The sequence below is a fragment of the Bifidobacterium sp. LH_730 genome, from assembly GCF_056355835.1.
Genome location: NZ_JBKETB010000009.1, coordinates 1 through 19,733 on the forward strand (window position 1 = coordinate 1; position 19,733 = coordinate 19,733).

At 65.1% G+C, this 19,733-nt stretch carries 14 protein-coding genes, 1 rRNA gene and 1 pseudogene; 11 read left to right on the forward strand and 5 right to left on the reverse strand.

Annotated features, from left to right (window positions below; genetic code table 11):
• Window positions 1-133: 133 nt before the first annotated feature.
• Both rrf and AC1AUD_RS10100 read left to right on the forward strand, forming a co-directional pair.
• Window positions 134-250, forward strand: a 5S ribosomal RNA gene (gene rrf, locus AC1AUD_RS10095).
• A 77-nt stretch (window positions 251-327) separates the two neighbouring features.
• Window positions 328-579: a hypothetical protein gene (locus AC1AUD_RS10100; RefSeq protein WP_476574228.1), complete on the forward strand. Its 252-nt coding sequence runs from the start codon at window positions 328-330 to the stop codon at window positions 577-579.
• Between the two features lie 135 nt (window positions 580-714).
• On the opposite strand, the gene AC1AUD_RS10105 is transcribed toward AC1AUD_RS10100, so the two are convergent.
• Window positions 715-1,488: a nitroreductase family protein gene (locus AC1AUD_RS10105; protein WP_476574229.1), complete on the reverse strand. Its 774-nt coding sequence runs from the start codon at window positions 1,486-1,488 to the stop codon at window positions 715-717.
• A 114-nt stretch (window positions 1,489-1,602) separates the two neighbouring features.
• Window positions 1,603-3,297, reverse strand: a complete 1,695-nt coding sequence (locus AC1AUD_RS10110; protein WP_476574230.1) for an alpha-amylase family glycosyl hydrolase — start codon at window positions 3,295-3,297, stop codon at window positions 1,603-1,605.
• A gap of 239 nt (window positions 3,298-3,536) precedes the next feature.
• Here AC1AUD_RS10110 and AC1AUD_RS10115 point away from each other — a divergent pair, with 239 nt between their 5' ends.
• The 6 genes and pseudogenes from AC1AUD_RS10115 to malQ all read left to right on the forward strand — a co-directional run bounded on the left by AC1AUD_RS10115 (window position 3,537) and on the right by malQ (window position 12,231).
• Window positions 3,537-4,790, forward strand: coding sequence for an extracellular solute-binding protein (locus tag AC1AUD_RS10115; protein WP_476574231.1), 1,254 nt, complete (start codon window positions 3,537-3,539; stop codon window positions 4,788-4,790).
• Between the two features lie 15 nt (window positions 4,791-4,805).
• Window positions 4,806-6,200, forward strand: a complete 1,395-nt coding sequence (locus AC1AUD_RS10120; protein ID WP_476574233.1) for a carbohydrate ABC transporter permease — start codon at window positions 4,806-4,808, stop codon at window positions 6,198-6,200.
• Window positions 6,197-7,101 (forward strand): annotated as a pseudogene (locus tag AC1AUD_RS10125) (sugar ABC transporter permease). The gene AC1AUD_RS10120 and the pseudogene AC1AUD_RS10125 overlap by 4 nt, the downstream one beginning before the upstream one ends.
• A 99-nt stretch (window positions 7,102-7,200) precedes the next feature.
• Window positions 7,201-9,210, forward strand: coding sequence for a type I pullulanase (gene pulA, locus AC1AUD_RS10130; protein ID WP_476574234.1), 2,010 nt, complete (start codon window positions 7,201-7,203; stop codon window positions 9,208-9,210).
• Window positions 9,211-9,260: 50 nt separating this feature from the next.
• Window positions 9,261-10,013, forward strand: a complete 753-nt coding sequence (locus AC1AUD_RS10135; RefSeq protein WP_476574236.1) for a TraX family protein — start codon at window positions 9,261-9,263, stop codon at window positions 10,011-10,013.
• Between the two features lie 67 nt (window positions 10,014-10,080).
• The gene (malQ, locus tag AC1AUD_RS10140) at window positions 10,081-12,231 is read left to right on the forward strand and encodes a 4-alpha-glucanotransferase (protein WP_476574238.1); all 2,151 of its coding nucleotides are present in this window, start codon (window positions 10,081-10,083) and stop codon (window positions 12,229-12,231) included.
• A 6-nt stretch (window positions 12,232-12,237) separates the two neighbouring features.
• Here malQ and AC1AUD_RS10145 read toward each other — a convergent pair whose 3' ends face one another.
• Complete coding sequence (locus AC1AUD_RS10145; protein ID WP_476574239.1) at window positions 12,238-13,266, reverse strand: LacI family DNA-binding transcriptional regulator; 1,029 nt, start codon at window positions 13,264-13,266, stop codon at window positions 12,238-12,240.
• A 114-nt stretch (window positions 13,267-13,380) separates the two neighbouring features.
• On the opposite strand from AC1AUD_RS10145, the gene rsmI reads away from it, so the two are divergent.
• The gene (rsmI, locus tag AC1AUD_RS10150; protein ID WP_476574240.1) at window positions 13,381-14,370 is read left to right on the forward strand and encodes a 16S rRNA (cytidine(1402)-2'-O)-methyltransferase; all 990 of its coding nucleotides are present in this window, start codon (window positions 13,381-13,383) and stop codon (window positions 14,368-14,370) included.
• Here rsmI and AC1AUD_RS10155 read toward each other — a convergent pair.
• Window positions 14,360-14,821 (reverse strand): variant leucine-rich repeat-containing protein, encoded by a 462-nt coding sequence (locus tag AC1AUD_RS10155; RefSeq protein WP_476574241.1) that lies wholly within the window; start codon window positions 14,819-14,821, stop codon window positions 14,360-14,362. The genes rsmI and AC1AUD_RS10155 overlap by 11 nt on opposite strands.
• Window positions 14,818-15,558, reverse strand: a complete 741-nt coding sequence (locus AC1AUD_RS10160; RefSeq protein ID WP_476574243.1) for a hypothetical protein — start codon at window positions 15,556-15,558, stop codon at window positions 14,818-14,820. The genes AC1AUD_RS10155 and AC1AUD_RS10160 overlap by 4 nt, the downstream gene beginning before the upstream one ends.
• A 157-nt stretch (window positions 15,559-15,715) precedes the next feature.
• On the opposite strand from AC1AUD_RS10160, the gene metG reads away from it, so the two are divergent.
• Window positions 15,716-17,581 (forward strand): methionine--tRNA ligase, encoded by a 1,866-nt coding sequence (gene metG, locus AC1AUD_RS10165; RefSeq protein WP_476574245.1) that lies wholly within the window; start codon window positions 15,716-15,718, stop codon window positions 17,579-17,581.
• Window positions 17,582-18,294: 713 nt separating this feature from the next.
• Window positions 18,295-19,632: an MFS transporter gene (locus AC1AUD_RS10170; protein WP_476574246.1), complete on the forward strand. Its 1,338-nt coding sequence runs from the start codon at window positions 18,295-18,297 to the stop codon at window positions 19,630-19,632.
• The last annotated feature ends 101 nt before the right edge of the window (window positions 19,633-19,733 follow it).

Here is a 19,733-nt window from a genome sequence, read left to right on the forward strand (position 1 = left end):
CCGACGACAAGGAGCACGGGAAGGGTCACAAAACGTCAGAAACATGCGCGAAGCGTCCGCCATCCGGTCCCCGAACCGCCACGAATGCCGGCGGATATAAGGGAGACCTTTTCCGACCGAACAATCGAAGATTTGCGGCGGCCATGGCCCAGGGGAGACGCCCGGCTCCATTCCGAACCCGGAAGCTAAGACCTGGCACGGCGATGGTACTGCACCCGGAAGAGTGTGGGAGAGTAGCACGCCGCCGCTACACAACTTACCAAGGACCCCTCCAAGCAACAGCTCGGAGGGGTCCTCCCATATCCACGCAAATCGAGGAGCCGGCGCATGCACTACTTCACTCCCAAGCGCTGCACCGAATCCAACAAAATCATGTATCACGACCGGCGGCAGGCGCAGATCGCAGCCGACCAATCGCTGAGGGAGCGCGGCGCCGAACTGTGGGTGTATCGCTGCGAATACTGCGGCACTTGGCATCTGACCCACCGCAACCCCGACGACACATACCGTTACGTCCCCCTCAACCAGCAGCGCAAACCGCACAGCCGCAAGAAAGGATACAAGCCGCGCCAGCGCTGACAGGGATCTTATTCTCCCTTTTCTCGTGCTTGCCGCACATCGCCACGAGAAAAGCACGAAAAATGTGACTCGATTTCTCCCTTTTCTCATAGCAGTGTGCGATTAGCACGAGAAAAGGGAGAAGCAAGGTGCGGTTCAGTGCTCCAGATGGAAGCCTTGGGCTGCGGCCTGGGGAAGGACGGACTTTGACAGCACGCCGCGGTCGGTGGCGACGGAGGCGATCTGGTCGCTGAAGGCGTCGACAGGGCGGTCGGCGTTGCGCAGATCGTAGTATTCGTGCACGGTGGCGTCGAAGGCCGACAGATCGGCTTCGAGGCTTGCCTTCGCGTCCGCGGGATATCCGTTCTCGAAGAACTGCATCGCGCGCGGCATGCGTGGCTTGATGGCCGGCTCCTGGTCGGGCTTGCCGATGGCGAGCCCCAGCACCGGGTAGGTGAATTCGGGCAGATGCAGCAGCTCGACAAGACCGGGCACATCGTTGAGCAGCGAGCCGAGGATCACACAGCCGAGGCCCAGCGAATAAGCGGCCGTCTCCATGGCGTGCAGGGCGAGCACGGCGTCGTTATGCGCCTGCGTGAAACGGTAGCTGGAGGTGAGCGTGAAATCGTCGGAATGCACGTCCACGCCCTTGCGCTCGGCAATCAGGGCATTGCGATGCTCATCGGCGACGAACACATAGAGCAGCGGCGCGTCGGCGATATAGGTCTGGCCGGCGATTTCGGCAAGCTTGGTCTTGATCGCGGGATCGGTGACGCGGATGGCCGACCAGTCGTTGAGGAATTGGCTGGAGGCGGCGTGCTGCGCCACGGTTTCCAGCGCGGCGATGGTGTCGTCGTCAATGGCCTCGTCTTTGTAGGCGCGGATCGAGCGACGGTTGAGCAGGGTTTCAATAGTTGCATTGGTTACCATGCCCGCCATTATCGCAGATGACGGGCATGACCGGAACGGTGTTGCGCCGAGGGGCGAGTGTCGCCGGGCTCGGTCGATGAATGGCTAGCAGTACTCGCCGTCCAGCAAGACGACTTACTTGCGGGTCAACAGTGCGAAAGACTGCGGTCCCATGGTGAGCTTGCCGTCGCCGGTGGATTGTATGTCGCCGAGCGACAGCAACGTGTGGGTTGCATCGTAACCGTCGGGCAGTGAGAAGGATTCTGGCGCGCGCGACGGATTGACGGCGACGAGTACGTGGTCGATTTCGACGCTGATTTCGTCGTTCCCAACGTCCGCAGACCCCTCATCGGTTTCGCCGGGGCGCAAGTAGCGCTCGAAAGCGAACAGACGTCCGTCCTGCGGGGCGGCGACAACCCGGAACGCGGCCCGTGCGGCGAGCGGCGCGCAGGCCGCACGCACCCCAAGCACGGCACGCACCCAGTTCATTAGGGACTCGGGGTCGGCTGCCTGCGCCTCGACCGTCGGCGCATCGGCGGCCGGATCGACGGGCAGATACAGCTTGTCGGCTGGCGCCTCGGAGAACCCGAGATTCGGGCCGGCACTCCACTGCATCGGCGTGCGCGAGCCGGTGCGTACGTAACCGCCCTCCTTGGTGGGCAGCGGGCGATAGCGCATCCCGATCTCATCGCCGTAATACAGGAACGGCACGCCCGGCAGTGTGAACAGCGTGGCATAGGCAAGCTTGAGTTCGCGAACGCTCAACCGCTGCGCCAGGCGCAGGCTGTCGTGGTTGCAGGTGATGAAGTCGAAGCAGCCGCCGGCACGCTCCGCATCGGCCAGCTGCGGCAGATATTGGTCGAGGAACGGCACGATCGAGGCACCCGAATCCGCGTTGAAATAGCTGGCATCGCCCTCGCGCACCAGCGGGGTGTCGGTATTGCGCAGCAGCAGGTTGTATCCGTTGGGATGGCCGCCCCAGCGCCAGTCGAGATAGAAATCCATGTCGAAGCCGGCGGCCATCGACTCATGCGGGCGTCCCCATTCCGAAACGAACACCGCCTGCGGATATTCGGCGCGAATCCGCTCGAAGATCCATTGCCAGGTACGGATTGTGGCCGGCTTGCCCTCGTCGTCATGCTTGACCAGGCTGTCGGCCATATCGACGCGGAAGCCGTCGGCGCCGCGGGACAGCCAGAAGCGCATCACATCGAGCATGGCCTGGCAGGTGGCCTGAGCCTCCGGGCCGAGCACCTGCTTCTGCCAGGGATATTTGGGGTGCGCGAAGCCATAGTTGAGCGCCGGCTGGCATTTGAAGAAGTTGAGCACATAGGTGCCGTCGCGTTCGGTCTCGCCGCCGATGAACGGCAGACCGTCGGCTCCCGCGATCCACAGATCCGTCCAGATATAGCGCTCGGACACGTTCTCGGCGCCGTTGGGCGTAGGAATCGTGCGGTCGGCGGGGTCGGGTTGTGCGCTCGCGTGGAACCAGGGGTGCTCCTCGCTGGTGTGCCCGGGCACGAGGTCGAGCAGCACATGCATGCCGCGCCAGTGCGCTTCGTCGAAGAGGCGCGTCAGATCGGTCTCGGCGCCGTATCGCGCCGCGACCTTCGTGTGGTCGCGCACGTCATAGCCGGCGTCCTTGAACGGCGAATCGTAGCAGGGGTTGAGCCAGATCGCGTTGCAGCCCAAGGCCTGCACATGATCGAGCTTGTCGATGATGCCGGGGATGTCACCGATGCCGTCGCCGTTGGAATCGGCGAAGCTCTGCGGATAGATCTCATAGAAACGCGCGTCGTCGAGCCATTGCGGACGGTTGGGGATGGTCATGGTCTCACCGGTCCTTTCCGTTGGATGGGAACAGTATATCCAATAAAAATGAATACGATGTCATCAATTGCGAAAATACAGATTTCAGATATCTCATATTCGTTGAAATACCAGTATTTTCAAGCAGAAAACACCGATTTGCATACGTTCGCAGAAATTGGTATATTCAAGTTGTCGATGACGGACATAGGGGCATAGTCGCACCACATGGATCCGCGTCGTGAAGAAAGGAATCAACGATGATCGCACGATGGAAAACAGCGCTCGCCGGCCTATCGGCATGCGCGCTGCTGGCCGGCGGGCTGTCAGCCTGCTCCTCGCCCGGCGACACCGGGGCCAGCGGCGATGGCGAGGACATCACACTGGTCGTCTGGGCTTCGCAGGAGGACCAGGCCAACGCCGACTCCTGGCTGCAGACGATGGAACAGGAGTTCCAGGAGCAGCACCCCGAATATGACATCACATGGAAGAACCAGGTCGTCGCCTCCGCCGACGCCGCCGGCATCGCCAAGCAGGACCCGACCGTGGCGGCCGATGTCTTCACCTTCGCCAGCGACCAGCTCGGCACGCTGCTCGACGCCGGCGCCATCGGTCAGGTCAGCGACCCGACGATGGAACAGCTGGCCAAGCAGACGGAAGGCAACGAGACGATGCTGCAGACCGTCACCGGCGCCGACGGCAATGTCTACGGCGTGCCGCTGGCCGGCAACACGTGGTTCATGTATTACCGCAAGAGCAAGTTCACCGAGCAGGACATCACCTCGCTCGACGCGATGCTCGCCAAAGGCAAGGTCTCCTTCCCGCTGACCAACTCGTGGTATCTGCCCGCCTTCTATATCGGCGCCGGCGGCACGCTGTTCGGCGAGGACGGCACCGACGCCGAGGCCGGCGTGCAGTTCGGCGGCGAAACCGGCGCGGCCGTGACCGACTATCTCGTGGACCTGCGCAACAATCCGAACTTCGTCAACGACGTCAACGGCTCCGGCCTGGCCGGACTCAAGTCGGGCGCCGTGGACGTGGTGTTCACCGGCAACTGGGACGCCGCCGCCGTGCGCGAGAATCTGGGCGACGACTGGGGCGTGGCCAAGCTGCCGAGCTTCACGATCGACGGCACGCAATACCAGATGAAGGCCTTCGCCGGTTCCACCGTCTACGGCTGGAATCCCTACACCAAGCACCCGGTGGCCGCCGACCAGTTCGCCGCGTTCCTCTCCGGCACGCAGTCGCAGAAGGCGCACTATGAGATGCGCTCCGTGATCCCCTCGGATTCCGAGCTGGCTGCCGACCCCGAGGTCGAGCAGGACGCTGTGGCGCAGGCGCAGATGGACACGATCGCCGACACTTCGGTGGTCCAGCCGTCCATCGCCGAGATGAGCAATTTCTGGGTGCCGTGCGAGAACTTCGGCAAATCCATCTACAACAACGAGGTCAACCACGACAACTCGGCCAAGCTCACCGAGCAGTGGATGACCTCTTACAAGAGCATCCTGTAAGGCAGGGGAGAAGACATGGAAGCAACCGTTTCGCCGCGCCGCAGGCGCGCCGTCCGCCGCAACGCGGACTTCATCCCGCCCTCGCGATATACGCTGCGGGCCGCCCTCCGTGAAGGCGACGCCCTCACCCGACTGTCGTTCCTGATCCTGGGCGCAGGCAACATCGCCCGCCGCCAGATCGTCAAGGGCGCGCTGTTCCTGGCCGTCGAGGCCGTCTACATCGTCTATATGGTGCTGGCCGGCGGCCCCGCGCTGGGCATGCTGCCCTCGCTGGGCTGGCGCACCCAGACCAGGCAGAAGATCGATGGATACTGGCATTACGATGCCGGCGACAACTCTGTGCTGGTGCTCGTCAACGGCATCATCGCGCTGTTCGTCACCGTGCTGTTCGTGGTGTTCTGGTCCTACGCCGTGCGCTCCGCCTACAAGGCGCAGAAGCTCGCGCAGGAGACCGGGCATGCTCCGAATCTGGGCGAGGACCTGTCCTACATCACCGACCGCGAGGCCCAGGTCTCGCTGATGTCGCTGCCGGTGATCGGCATCCTCGTGTTCACGGTGCTGCCGACCATCATCATGATGTGCATCGCCTTCACGAACTACGACTCCGACCATGTGCTGTTGTTCGACTGGGTGGGCTTCAAGAACTTCGGCCAGCTGTTCAGCGCCACGGGCGAGGTCAACGCCAGCCAGTTCGTCAGCGTGCTCATCTGGACGCTTGTGTGGGCCTTCTTCGCCACCTTCCTCAATTTCTTCTTCGGCCTGTTCCTGGCGATGGTCATCAACCGCCGCACCACCCGCCTCAAGGGCTTCTGGCGCGCCGTGTTCTCGCTGTCCATCGCAGTGCCGCAGTTAGTCTCGCTGCTGGTCATCAACCAGATGCTCCAGCCCGAGGGCGCGATCAACCGCCTGCTCATGAGCTGGGGCTGGATCGACCAAGCGATGCCGTTCTTCACCGACGCGACCTGGGCGCGCGTGACCGTCATCATCGTGAACCTGTGGATCGGCATCCCGTTCACGATCATGCAGATCACCGGCATCCTGCAGAATATCCCGGCCGAGCAGTATGAGGCCGCCCGCATCGATGGCGCGAACTGGTGGCAGACCTTCACCAAGATCACGATGCCCTATCTGGTCTTCGTGCTCACCCCGTATCTGATCACCACGTTCACCGGCAATGTGAACAACTTCAACGTCATCTACCTGCTGTCCGGCGGCAATCCGACGCCCGTGGGCGACACGGCCGGCAAGACCGACCTGCTCATCACTTGGCTGTACAAGCTCACCGTGGACCGCGGCGACTACAACCTGGGCGCCGTCATCGGCATCTTCACCTTCGTCACCCTGGCGATCGTGTCCCTGATCACCTACCGCTCCAGCGCATCCTACAAGAATGAGGGAGGCTTCCGATGAGCAACGTCACCACATCACGCACTCGCTCCGACGATAAGATTCCGTTCCTGCACGACCAGCGCAAGCGCCGCATCGTCGGCGATGTGTTCAGCCACCTGCTGCTCGCCGTGCTGGCCGTGATCTGGGTCATCCCGATCGTGTGGGTGTTCCTGGAGAGCTTCAACAAGAACCCCGGGCCCTACAACGAGACCTTCTTCCCGAAGGAATACACCTTCGACAACTACGTGCAGCTGTTCACCGACAAGCACATCCTCGATTTCCCGCGCATGTTCATGCACACCTTCGTGATCGCCACGATCGTGTGCGTCATCAACGTGTTCTTCGTGCTGTGCGTCGCGTTCTGCATGAGCCGCATGCGCTTCCGCTTCCGCAAGTCGTTCATGAACATCGTGCTGATCCTGGGCATGTTCCCGGGCATCATGTCGGTGGTCGTGATCTACTTCATCCTCAAGTCCCTGGGACTGACGCAGGGCGTGGCGTGACGGTGGCGCTTATCCTGGTCTACTCGGCCGGCGCCGGCGCGGGCTTCTACGTGATGAAGGGCTACATGGACACGATCCCCATGTCGCTCGACGAGGCCGCCTATCTCGACGGATGCACCCGTTGGCAGGTGTTCACCAAGATCATCATCCCCGTGTGCAAGCCGATGCTCGTCTACCAGGCGCTCACCGCGTTCCTCGGCCCGTGGCTCGACTTCGTGATGGCCAAGGCCATCGCCCGCACGCAGGAGAACTACACGGTCGCGCTCGGCCTCTACCAGATGCTCAGCCGCGAATACCTCAACGACTGGTTCGCCCGCTTCGCCGCGGCCGCCGTCATCATCTCCGTCCCCATCGCGATCCTCTTCATCGTGATGCAGCGCTACTACCAGGAGAGCATGGGCGGCGCCGTCAAGGGCTGACCGCTCCGCGGGCGGCCCGACTGGGAGAGCCCGGTGGGCTCTCCCACAGGCGCCGCCTGAGCGAGGCGGATACATAATCTTTAATCGAAAGGAACTGTCGTGACCGAATCGATTTCCGCGCTGGCCTTGGCCGAGTTGACTCCGGCCGAAGTGGCGGCGCCGTGCCCCGACCTGCCGGTCTACGGCGACGATGACCTCGGCGTCTTCCCCGACGCCAAGGGCGCCACCTTCCGCGTGTGGGCGCCGACGGCCTCGGGCGTGACCCTGCGTCTGTTCGCCGCCGGCAGTCCCGAGGAATGCGTGGACCCGCAGGAATGCCACGAGCTGACGCCCGGCGCGCAGGGCACATGGCTGGTGCGCTGCGATGGCATCGGCCACGGCGTCTACTACGACTATCTCGTCCGTTTCCCCGACGGCGCCGTGCGCCGCACCGCCGATCCGTGGGCGCGTGCTGCCGGCGTGAACGGCCGGCGCTCCATGGTCGTCGATTTGAAGCTGACCGATCCGCAGGGATGGTCGCTTGATCGCCGTCCGCGCGTCGCCTCCCATGATCTGGTGATCTGGGAGACGCATATCGGCGATTTCAGCAACGATCCGCATTCCGGAGTGCCCGCCGAGCATAGGGGCGGATACCTCGCCTTCACCCACGACGACACCAGCGTGGACGGCGAAGGAAAGTTCCCCACCTGCGTGGCCTATCTCAAGCATCTGGGCGTCACCGCCGTGCAGCTCATGCCGTTCTACGACTACGGCTCGGTGGACGAGACGGTGCCCCTCACCGCCCCCGACCGCCCCTTCAACTGGGGGTATGACCCAGTCAATTACAACGTGCCGGAGGGCTCCTATTCCACCGATCCCTTCGACGGAGGCGTGCGCATCCTTGAATGCAAGCGCATGATCCAAGCGCTGCACGCCGCCGGCATCAAGGTCATCATGGACGTGGTCTACAACCACCTGTTCTCGACCGACAACTGGTTCGAGCGGATGATCCCCGGCTATGCGCTGCGACGGAAGACCGACGGCTCCTTCGCCGACGGCTCGGCCTGCACGAACGACGTGGCCTCCGAGCATCCGATGATGCGCAAATACATCGTCGACTCGGTGACCTACTGGGCGCGCGAATATCATATCGACGGCTTCCGCTTCGATCTGATGGGCCTGATCGACGTGGAGACGATGAACGCGATCCGCGCCTCGCTCGACGAGCTGCCCGGCGGCGCGTCGATTCTGATGCACGGCGAGCCGTGGGCGGCGCGCGAGACCGCGCTCGACCCGGCGGCTGGCGTGGCGCTGGCCGACAAGCGTGGCTTGGCGCGACTGAGCCCTCGCATCGGCGCGTTCTGCGATTCGACGCGCGACGCGGTGCGCGGCCATGTGTTCTACCAGTGGGTGCCCGGCTATCTGACCGGCGCCGCCGCCGACTATGCCGCCGATATCCGCTCGGCTGTGGACGCCTGGCGCGGCACCTCGCGCGAGTTGGCCAGTGTGGGGCAGGTCATCCAATACGTCTCCGCGCACGATGACCTGACCCTGTGGGATAAGATGTGCGCCGCGACCCGGCGCATGCCCACCGAAGCCGATTATGCCGCCGAAGGCGAGGGCTGCGCCGATCTCATGGCCGCCAACCTGCTGGCCGCCGGCATCGTCTTCTCCTCGGCCGGCGTGCCGTTCCTGCTGTCGGGCGAGGAATTTGCCCGCACCAAGCACGGCGTCTCCGACTCCTTCTCCAGTCCGGCCGCGCTCAACCAGCTCGACTGGCGACGCGCCGAGCGGCTCTCCGATCTGGTGGAGCACTACCGCACGCTGATCGCCGTGCGCCAAGCCAATCCGGCGTATTTCGGCGGCGCGCGCATGGTGGTGCCGCGTGAGGACGAGGCCGTGGTGTTCCGCGTCGGCAACGATTGCATCGCCATCAACCCGACCGGCCGCACGCTGGAACAGGCCACCGAGCCGCTTGAGGTCACCGGGCCGTACGACGAGGTGTCGCAGATCGCGCCCAACGGATGGGAATGCGCATATTGCGCGGGCGGCGAGGCCCCGGCGGCCCCCACCAACCGACGCATCGTGCTGCCTGCCCACACCTTCGCCATCTGGCGCCGCAAGCAGTGAAGCCGCACGTATCGAATCCGCAAGCAATGCACGAATAGGAAGGCAGCGAGATGAACCAGCAGCAGCCCGGCCAGCCCACGCGAGGCCTGTCGAACCTGAAGCTCAAGATCGTGGGCATCGTCCTCGTGGCGCTGTCATGCGTCTCCGGACTGGTGTTCCCCGCCGGTCTGGGCGGGCTGGATGCGGCCGACGTGAATATGGGCGACCTCACGCTTGCCGTCGTGTGCGAGGCCGTGTCGTGGGTGGCGGTGCCGATCTACGCCTGGCTGCTGGTCGACGGCTACCGTCACACGCGCTCCGTATGGGCCTATGCCGCCCGGCTGGGCGTGCTGGCGGTTATCGCCGAAGTACCCTATGACCTGGCGACCACGGGCACGGCCGTGGACTGGAGCTCGCAGAACCCGGTGTTCGCGCTCGCCATCGCCGTCGTGGCCATGGGCCTGATCGAGGCCTTCCGCGACCGCCCGGCCGCCGTGCGCCGCATCATCGCCGTGGTCGTGGCGCTTGCCGCGCTCGCCTGGATGCTATTGGGACACATCGGCCTGCGCCAGCAGATCATGAACGAGGGCGTGCTGATCCTCGCGCTCGTGTTCGTATTCCGCTATCTGGCGGCGCGCGAGAACACGATGATGCTCACGGCCGCGCTGATGGGCGCCTGCTTCTGCATCCTGCCCGCCGTCGGCGTGGCGGTGCTGCACTATCGCAACGGCAGCCTCGGATACGACCGCGCCGCGCGCCCGTGGATCCAGTGGCTGTTCTACCTGCTCTACCCGGCTCTGCTGCTCGTCTTCGGGTTGATCTGAGCCTTCCCGATATTCCGTTTTTCACTCACCTCCCACTCCACTCCGTCTGTTCCCAAGGAGCCCCGTCATGACCTGCGAATCCCCCGAACGCCTCGCCCGCCCGCTGATCCGCCTGGCCCATGCGCATGGCGTGAACACCTCCTTCATCGACCAGCTCGGCACCTATGTCGAAAACAGCGACGAGGCCATCGTCGGCGTGCTGGCCGCACTCGGCGTCGATGCCGCCGATGACGCTGTCATCGAGGCGTCCCTCGCGGCGCATGAGCGTGCCATGGAGGCGCGCATCGTGCCGCCCACGCTCGTCGTCCGTCTTGGCGAGGAAACGACGGTGCCGCTGAACGTCCGTTCCGGGGAGGCGGTGTGCGCCGAGCTCACGCTCGAAGGCGCCCAGACCGGTCAGCCGCTGCCCGCGCCGCAGGAAGCCGCGGACGGCGCCCTGAGCCTCACACTGCCCGCCGATCTGCCGATGGGATATCACCGACTTGATATCGCAGTCGGCGACCGCCATGCCACGGCCACCCTGATCTGCGCGCCCGGGCGCATCCCGCTGCCCGAGGCGGTGCGCGAGCACAGCCGGTGGGGTTGGATGGCGCAGATGTATTCCGTGCGCTCCGCCGAATCGTGGGGCGTGGGCGACTACGGCGACCTGAAGCGGCTGGCGGCCGATGCGGCCAGCGAAACCGGCGCCGACTTCCTGCTCATCAACCCGATCCACGCCTGCGCGCCTGTCACCCCGCTGGAGCCTTCTCCGTATCTGCCGGAATCCCGGCGCTTCCTCAACGTCACGTATATCCGTCCGCAGGACATCGCCGAATATGAGGAGCTCAGCGATGCCGAACGCGCCGAGGTCGACCGGCTGCACGCCTCGGTCGCGCCGCGCAACATGGACGCCTCCCCGATGGATATCAACGCGGCATGGGATGCCAAGCGCGCGGCCCTGCGCATCATCTTCGACCATGGGCGCTCCACGCCGCGCGAAGCAAACTTCCGCGCCTTCGTGACGGCGGCCGGCGAGGATCTTGAGGCGTGGGCGATGTGGTGCCTTGCCTTCGAGACCTGGGGCGCGCCGTGGGAGACGACCTGGTTCCATGACTTCGACCGCACCTCGCCCGAGGTGGCCGCGCTCGCCGCCGGGCACGCCGACGACCTCGACTTCGAGCGTTGGCTGCAATGGATCGCCGACGAGCAGGTTTCGGCCGCCCAGACGGCTGCCACTGAGGCCGGCATGGCGCTCGGCCTCATGCAGGATATGGCCGTGGGCGTGCATGCGCTTGGCGCCGACGTGTGGTGGAGCCCGGAACGCTTCGCGCTGGGCGGCGTGACGGTCGGATGCCCGCCCGACTTCTACAATCAGCAGGGGCAGGATTGGGGCCAGCCACCCTTCCATCCGCGCCATCTGGAGGAAACCGGATACGCGACCTACCGCGATATGGTGCACGCGATGTTCGCCCATGCCGGCGCCGTGCGCATCGACCATGTGCTCGGCCTGTTCCGCCTGTGGTGGATTCCCGCCGGGCTGGGCGCGAAGAACGGCGCCTATGTGACCTACGACCATGATGCGATGCTGTCGGTGCTGGCCATCGAGGCCTCGCGCGCCGGCGGCATGGTCATCGGCGAGGATCTGGGCACCGTGCCGGCCCATGTGCGCCGCGTGCTGGCCGAGCGAGGTGTGCTCGGCGCCGAGGTCTCATGGTTCGCGCGCGTGGACGATTCGCCCAACGCCGGCGACCCCTACAAGCCGCCGCAGGATTATCGCCGTCAGGCCCTAGCCTCCGTGACCACGCATGATCTGCCGCCCACGGCCGGATATCTCGCCTTCGAACACGTCGAATTGCGCGAACGTTTGCAGCTGCTGGACGGCCCCGTCGAGGAATTCATGGCCTCGGCCCGCGCCGAGCGCGAGGCGATGCTGCGGATGCTGGAGGAGGGCGGATGGCTATCGGCCGAGGCTGCCGCCGATCCGGACGAGCATATCCAGGGCATCGTCGAGGCCATGCATGCGATGCTGGTCGCCACGCCCTCGCTGCTGCACCAGGCTTCGCTGGTCGATGGCGTGGGCGAGCGGCGCAGCCAGAACCAGCCCGGCACCAGCTGGGCATATCCCAACTGGCGCATGCCGCTGGCCGACTCCGACGGGCAGGTCGTTCCCACGGATGAGGTGTTCTCCCGCCCGCGCGTGCAGGCATTGGCCGCAGTGATGCGCGGGGAGCGCAGCTAGGCGCGCCTAGGCAGCCACGAACGGAGCGTCCGTGCCGCGCATCGTCAGCGTGGCACGGACGATTTCATGAGGCTCGGCAAGCGTCTCGCCGCGCATCAGACCCAAGGCCTTGTGCGCGGCCTTCTTGCCCATGGTGTGCGGATCCTGGCGCATGGTCGTCAGATTCACCCAATCCGCGTGCTGCATGTCATCGAATCCGATAATCGAATAATCCCGAGGCGTGATGCGGTCGTAGCGGGCCAAACGGGTGACCAGCGGAACGGCCAGCATATCCATCTGGCAGCAGATCGCATCGGGGAAATCCTCCAACGCCAGCAGCGCGGCCAATGCGGCGTCGACGAAACCGGGGCCACGCGGCACTGTGATGACCTGCCAATCAAGCTCGCGCCCGGCGGCGACGGCCGATTCACAGGCGCGGATGAATCCACGGCCGCGGTCGTCGACGCTGGCGCCCAGTGTTTCGGCGGCGGCGGAACAGACGTAGACGATGCGCCGGTGCCCCAGCCCGATGAGATGCTGCGCCGCCGCGCACATGCCTTCCTCGTCGTCGATGCCGATCGAAGCGTCAAGGCTGTCGGAAGCCGAGGTGTTGATGCCAATCAGCGGCACATGGATGCCCTTGAGCTGTTCGACCTCGCCCTTGTCGATGGCGAAGGAGGCCACGACCACGGCGTCGACGTTGCGGCGCACCGGCATCGTGGTGAAGAACTCGCGGCGGATCTCGGCCGTGTCGATGTGGTCGTAGACGGCGATGTCATAGCCCTCGTCGCGCAGCACATCGTTGAGACCGGCGAAGACCTGCACATTGAACCAGCTGGAGATCGTGTCGTTCATCAACAACGCCACGCGGTTGGCCTGCCCGGTTTTGAGCGAACCCGCCGAACGCGAGATCGTGTAATCGAGGCGCGCGGCCGCGTCCAGCACCTTGCGGCGCGTGCGTTCGGACACCATATCGGGGCGGGTGAAGGCGCGGGAAACCGTCGAAATGGACACTCCCGCCGCCTTGGCGACGTCGTGGATGTCGGCCTTGCTCATGGTCCCCCTCGGTGCGATACGTCATTGTTATGGTCTTGCCTACCTACGGTAGTGCATACGTTTGCAGAATGGAACAGGAGTTTGCGGAAAGCGGGGCGTGGGATACTGGGGAATATGAACGCAGCGATGGATGGCGAGGATATGACGTTGGCAGACGGAACCGATGGCATCGGGAATGCCGGCGCCGGGACGGCGATCGGCGGCGGCATGGCTGTCGAGATACCGGCCGGCGCCGTGGTGCTCGCGGCGACGCCAATCGGCAATGTCGGGGACGCCTCGGCGCGGCTCATGGCGCTGTTGGAACGCGCCGATATCGTGGCGGCCGAGGACACGCGCCGTCTGTATGATCTGGCGAACCGGCTCGGCGTGCATGTGAACGGCCGCGTCGTCGCCTATCACGACCACAACGAACGTGACAAAGCCGACGGTCTGCTCGACGCCGTGGAACAGCGGGGGGCCACCGTGCTCGTCGTCTCCGACGCGGGCATGCCGACGATCAACGATCCGGGGCTTGCGATCGTTCGCCGCGCCATCGAACGCGGACTGAGGGTCACCTGCGCGCCTGGCCCCTCGGCCGTGCTCGACGCGCTCGCCCTGTCCGGACTGCCCACCGACCGCTTCTGCTACGAGGGCTTCCTGCCGCGCAAACACAGCGAACGTGTGCAGCATCTGCGCGCGCTCAAGGCCGAGCGGCGCACGATGGTCTTCTACGAGACCCCGCACCGCATCGCCGACTCGATGGACGACCTGCTCGAGGTGCTGGGCGCGGAACGGCCTATGGCGCTGTGCCGTGAGCTGACCAAGGACTATGAGGAGATCCGGCGCGGGCCGATCGGTTCGATTCGAGACGGCGTGATCGCCGACCCGCCGCGCGGCGAGATGGTGCTGGTCATCGCCGGCGCCTCCGAGAGCGAGGCCGCGGCCGCCGAGCCGGCGGCGCTGTCCATCGAGGACATGGCGCTGCTGGCCATCGACCGCGCGCGCGGGGAAGGGATGCGCATCAAGGACGCGATCGGCAAGGTCGTGGAGGAGCATCCGCTGGCCGACGGCTCCTTCGCCAGCCGCAAGCAGATCTATGCCAAGGTGCTGGAACTCAAGGGCTGAGGGGCTTCCGAGGCGTTTCGGGCTCCATTGAGTCAAGCAGGAGCTCGAGGGCCTCGCGCACACCGGGGCCGCCGGCTTGGGAAAGGTATTCGAGCAGTTCCGCGTCGGCGGAGGGATTGGCCACCAGCCATCGGCGCAGCCGCGGCACTTCGCGCGCGATATGCCACAGCACCCGTGGGTCCGTGTCCGGGTCGCAGGCCACCAGTGGGGTGAGCGCCAGCGGCGGCGAAGGCGGCGTCCGCTCCCGACGCCCGGGCTGCCTTGCGAGGATTGGTTCGTCCGCACCGGGCAGCGCGTCGAGCCGGTCGACGACGCCGAAATCCACGGCGCCGCGTCCCCATCGATCGCGCCAATTCCTCCCGTGGGCGCCATCCCGGTTCGGCGCTTTGTCGCCGCCGTGTCGATCGTCATCCCGTCCTCGGCCGGCGGACCATGCCGATCGCGCGTTCATCGCAGACCCCCGGATGCGCCCACGGGAACGGCGAGGCGGGGTCTGCCGCTGTCGTCGGCGTCGGGGCCAGCGGCCGTTTCGTCCGGCGCCTCGCTGTCATCCGGGTCGACTGGCACACGCCATTCGCCGGGGTCGGCCTGCTTGAGCCGACGGAACAGCGCCCGGGCCTGTGGGGCGCGTTGCAGAAAGCGCAGGTCGTCGAGCAATTTGAGGCAGTCCTCGGGCTCGATGCCGAAGCGGCTCATTAGCGTCGCCACCGTGTCGAGCACGCGCGTCGGCGACATCTCGTTGATCGGCAGCAGCGCCAGGTCGCAGGCCGTGCGTATCGGCGTCGTGAGCTTCTGCCCGGCGATGGTGATGATCTGCCGGTCGGAGGTGCGCCGGCTGAAGGTGCGGATGCGTCGTCCGTGCATGATCGTGCGGAAATGAGAGCGTGACAGCACGTCGATGGTCCGCGGGAAATCATCGCCGCCAAGCCATATCCACAGGGCCGTCGCGGAACAGGCGCAGGTGCCGTATGGGGCGATCTTGCCGATGATGGAGGCCCGTCCGTAGAGGGTGTCGGCGTATTCCGACGGATATCCGCACAATTCGTCGAGTTTGCGGACCATTCCCATCTGGGCCAGTCGGTTGAGGCTGAGCGGGCCGGGAAGGTCCTGCGATTGCAGCAGCGGTGGCGTGCCGGTGGCGCTGCGTTCATATATCTCCGCGACGGTGGCGGTTCCTGATATGTCCATGCGGCCCGACCATAGGAAGCGACGGTTTCGTCCGCCAGCTGTTCCGGGGAAACGGTGGATAAGTGCATAACTTAAGTAAATTCATTGGATTATGTGGATGATTCGGTGGATGGCGCACGCCCGGCACTGTCCCCGCCGCGCCGGATAATCGGGCCCTATGAGTCATATTCTGGTGAATGTCGCATGGCCGTATGCGAACGGCCCCCGCCATATCGGACATGTCGCCGGCTTCGGTGTGCCGTCGGATGTCTATGCGCGCTACGAGCGCATGAAGGGCAACGACGTGCTCATGGTCTCGGGCACCGACGAGCACGGCACCCCGATCCTCGTCGAGGCCGAGAAGGAAGGCTTGAGCGCGCAGGAGCTCGCCAACCGATACAACCGCGTCATCGCCAAGGATCTGTGCGATCTGGGCCTGAGCTACGATCTGTTCACCCGCACCACCACCGGCAACCATGAGAAGGTCGTGCAGGAACTGTTCACCCAGTGCCTGAAGAACGGATATATCTACAAGGGCACCCAGCAGGTCGCCATCTCGCCGTCGACCGGGCGCACGCTGCCCGACCGCTATATCGAGGGCGAATGCCCGATCTGCCACACCGACGGCGCGCGCGGCGACCAGTGCGACGCCTGCGGCAACGAGCTCGATCCGGACGAACTCATCAACCCCGTCTCCAAGATCAACGGCGAAACCCCGCGCTTCGAGGAGACCGAGCACTACTTCCTCGACCTGCCGGCGCTGGCCGAGGCCAACCTCGCCTGGCTCGACACCCGCGAGGGCTGGCGCACCAACGTCATCAACTTCTCCAAGGGCCTGTTCAAGGAGGTCAAGCCGCGCGCGATCACGCGCGACATCGACTGGGGCATCCCGGTGCCGGTCGAGGGCTGGATCGACAACCCGAACAAGAAGCTCTACGTGTGGTTCGACGCGGTGATCGGCTACCTGTCGGCTTCGATTGAGTGGGCGCGCCGCTTCGGCTCGTCGCCCGAGGCGTGGCGCGAATGGTGGACCGATCCTTCCACCCCCGGCTATTACTTCATGGGCAAGGACAACATCACCTTCCACTCGCAGATCTGGCCCTCCGAGATGCTGGCTTACAACGGCGCCGGCTCCAAGGGCGGCGAGGCCGGCGAGCTCGGTCCGCTGAACATGCCCGAGCAGGTCGTGGCCAGCGAGTTCATGACGATGGAGGGCAAGAAGTTCTCCTCCTCGCGCGGCATCGTGATCTACGTCAAGGACATCCTCGAGCGCTATCCGGTGGACGCCGTGCGCTACTACATCTCGATCGCCGGCCCGGAATCCTCCGACGCCGACTTCACGTGGGCCGAGTTCGTGCGCCATAACAACGAGGAGCTGGCCGCTTCGTGGGGCAATCTCGTCAATCGTGTGGCCAACCTCATCGCCAAGAACTTCGGCGAGATTCCCGCGCTCGACGAAGCCTGCGTCACCGACGAGGACCGCGCGCTGCTTGACGAGACCCGCGCCGCCTTCGACACGGTCGGCGGGCTCATCGAATCCCACCGCCAGAAGGGCGCGCTGATCGAGGCGATGCGCATCGTCGGCGATATCAACAAATACATCTCGGCAGAAGAGCCGTGGAAGATCAAGGACAATCCGGCGCGCCTCGGCACCGTGCTGCATGTGGCCGCGCAGGCCGTCTCCGACGCGAACCACCTGCTCGCCCCGTTCCTGCCTCACGCGGCGCAGAAGGTATGGGAGGCGCTGGGCGGCACTGGTGTGTTCTCGCCGCTGCCTCGCCTCGAGGAGGTCGAGGACCTCGACAAGCCCGGCTTCAGCTATCCGATCATCACCGGCGACTATAAGCTCGGCGAGACCGTGCACCCGTGGGCCAGCGAACCGATTGCGGTTGGCACGCCGGTGGCCAAGCCGACCCCGATCTTCGCCAAGATCCCCAAGGAGGCCGTGGAGGAGGAGCTCGCCCGCTTCGACGAGGCGCTTGCCGCCCGTCGCGCGGCCGAGGCCGAGCGTCTCGCCGCCGAGAAGGCCAAGCTTGGCGCCTGAGCCCGTCGGATTTCGTTGTGTAACGCGCCCCGCCCGCAATCTCTGGTCTGCGATATGGCCGGACGCGGCGGGGTGCGCGTATATTCCGCACATTCTTTGCGATATTCATAGCGTTTTCTCAGGAATGCGCATCGTTCCTCCAAGAAAGCCGCGGTTATATGGAACATGTCAGCGGGAAGCCCCGCCGGCGAGGTTCCATCAGGAGCCCCATAACTGAACCCTTCTTCTCTCTTCTCTCTCACCCGGCGGTTTTCTCCCCGCCGGGTTTCTCTTTTTCACCGTCTTTGTTCGTTCGTAACTCCGCGGGATTTGTTCGTAACGCTGCCGGTTCCATACGCAACTCCGCTGGGCTGGTACGGATGTCTGCCGGATTTGTACGGAACTGCGCCGGGTCTGTGATATCTGGCGTCACAAACCCGGCGGAGTTCCGTACAAACCCCGAGGAGTTCCGTATTCCGTGAGGGATGGTGATGGCTTCCATACGGATGCGGCGGTTGCACGCCCCGCATCTCGGAATCGTTTCCAGTATGTGACACGGGGCATGTATCCGCATGCGGCGCACCTAGAATGGCCGTTCGGTCGGCGCACAACGCCGAGCATATTCACGTCAACGCAATGCAATGACGTGGCCGAGGGCGGCGTGGGGGAGGCCATAAGCCGCCATCGCGCATGGGAACGCCCGGCGGCACGCCTGGGGCAGGGGCCCCGTCATCATGTCCGAATCGAATACCCCGCAATCCTCCGCCGACAATGTGTCGGCCATCGTCAAGCGCATTGATCGCACCAAGGTGACCCCGACGCTCAAACGCATCGTGGCCCTGGTGGCGGCCGGCATGCTGCTGGACGGCATCGACGTCTACATGGCCTCCACCGTCGCCTCCAGCTCGCTGGAAAGCCACTGGTCCACCGTGCAGGAGAACTCCTGGTTCATGTCCGCCGGTTTCGCCGGCCTGCTCATCGGCTCGCTGCTCGCCGGCTTCATCGGCGACCTGTTCGGCCGTCGCGTCGCCTACCAGCTCAACCTGCTGCTCTTCGGCGGCTTCACGCTGCTCGGTGCCTTCGCACCCTCCATGGTCTTCCTTGCCGTGTGCCGTCTCGGCGCGGGCATCGGCCTGGGCGCCGAGATCGTGACCGGATACGCCATGGTCAACGAATTCGCGCCCGCCCGCTCGCGCGGCAAATGGTGCGCGATCATCTCCGTGCTGGCCAATTCGGCCGCGCCCGTGACCATGCTGCTATGCGCGTTCATCGTGCCGCGCTGGAGCTGGCGCCCGATGTTCGTGGCGATCGGCGTGCTCGCCGGCGTGGTGTGGTGGCTGCGCCGCGACATCCCCGAGTCGCCCCGCTGGCTCGCGCTGCACGGACGCATGGCCGAGGCCGAGTCCATCGTGAAGACGCTTGAGGCCAATGGCACGGACGACGCGCCCGTGGCCGACGTGCATGCCGCCGCCTCCGCCGGCGGCCGCCGTGGCGTGGCCAAGTCGGTGGCGCTGTATCTCTTCGTCGCACTGATCGCCGTGGGCGCGACCAATGTGTGCCAATACACCTTCACCTCGTGGGTGCCGACGCTGCTCGTCAAGAAGGGCATCAACCTGTCCGGCTCGCTGTGGATCAGCACCGTCATGCTGCTCGGCGCGCCGCTCGGATGCATCCTGAGCGCCGTGCTCATCGACCGCATCGGGCGCAAACGCACCATCGTGCCGGCGTTCATCGTCACCGCCGTGTTCGGGCTGCTCTACGCGGCCCAGACGCAGACCGTATGGGCCATCATCGTGGGCATCGTGCTCACCACCTCGCTCTATGTGACCTTCTGCGCCGTCATCGCCGTCTACACGCCCGAGCTGTTCCCGACCCAGGTGCGCTTCCGCTGCACCGGCGTGGCCAACGCCTTCGCGAAGCTGCTCACCGTGCTGATGCCGCTGATCGTGGCCAATATGCTCACCGCATGGGGCGCGACCTCGATCTTCGTGGCCATCTCCGTCACCGCCGCGGTCGCGGCCGTGGTGATCGGCGTGCTTGGACCGGAGACCAGCCGCAAGTCCGTCGGCTGATCGCGCGATCGACTGACTGACAGCTGAACCGATATAAACGGCCGACTGGTTCTTCGGAGTCAGTCGGCCGCGTCATATATCGCTGTTGTTACAGGTCCCGG

What these genes read in the sequence shown, in the direction of transcription:
- AC1AUD_RS10105 (WP_476574229.1), bottom strand. Translation starts at nt 1,488, where the DNA reads ATGGTAACCAATGCAACTATTGAAACCCTGCTCAACCGTCGCTCGATC.
- AC1AUD_RS10110 (WP_476574230.1), bottom strand. Translation starts at nt 3,297, where the DNA reads ATGACCATCCCCAACCGTCCGCAATGGCTCGACGACGCGCGTTTCTAT.
- AC1AUD_RS10160 (WP_476574243.1), bottom strand. Translation starts at nt 15,558, where the DNA reads ATGGACATATCAGGAACCGCCACCGTCGCGGAGATATATGAACGCAGC.
- AC1AUD_RS10135 (WP_476574236.1), top strand. Translation starts at nt 9,261, where the DNA reads ATGAACCAGCAGCAGCCCGGCCAGCCCACGCGAGGCCTGTCGAACCTG.
- AC1AUD_RS10100 (WP_476574228.1), top strand. Translation starts at nt 328, where the DNA reads ATGCACTACTTCACTCCCAAGCGCTGCACCGAATCCAACAAAATCATG.
- AC1AUD_RS10155 (WP_476574241.1), bottom strand. Translation starts at nt 14,821, where the DNA reads ATGAACGCGCGATCGGCATGGTCCGCCGGCCGAGGACGGGATGACGAT.
- AC1AUD_RS10145 (WP_476574239.1), bottom strand. Translation starts at nt 13,266, where the DNA reads ATGAGCAAGGCCGACATCCACGACGTCGCCAAGGCGGCGGGAGTGTCC.
- malQ (WP_476574238.1), top strand. Translation starts at nt 10,081, where the DNA reads ATGACCTGCGAATCCCCCGAACGCCTCGCCCGCCCGCTGATCCGCCTG.
- metG (WP_476574245.1), top strand. Translation starts at nt 15,716, where the DNA reads ATGAGTCATATTCTGGTGAATGTCGCATGGCCGTATGCGAACGGCCCC.
- AC1AUD_RS10120 (WP_476574233.1), top strand. Translation starts at nt 4,806, where the DNA reads ATGGAAGCAACCGTTTCGCCGCGCCGCAGGCGCGCCGTCCGCCGCAAC.
- rsmI (WP_476574240.1), top strand. Translation starts at nt 13,381, where the DNA reads ATGAACGCAGCGATGGATGGCGAGGATATGACGTTGGCAGACGGAACC.
- AC1AUD_RS10115 (WP_476574231.1), top strand. Translation starts at nt 3,537, where the DNA reads ATGATCGCACGATGGAAAACAGCGCTCGCCGGCCTATCGGCATGCGCG.
- AC1AUD_RS10170 (WP_476574246.1), top strand. Translation starts at nt 18,295, where the DNA reads ATGTCCGAATCGAATACCCCGCAATCCTCCGCCGACAATGTGTCGGCC.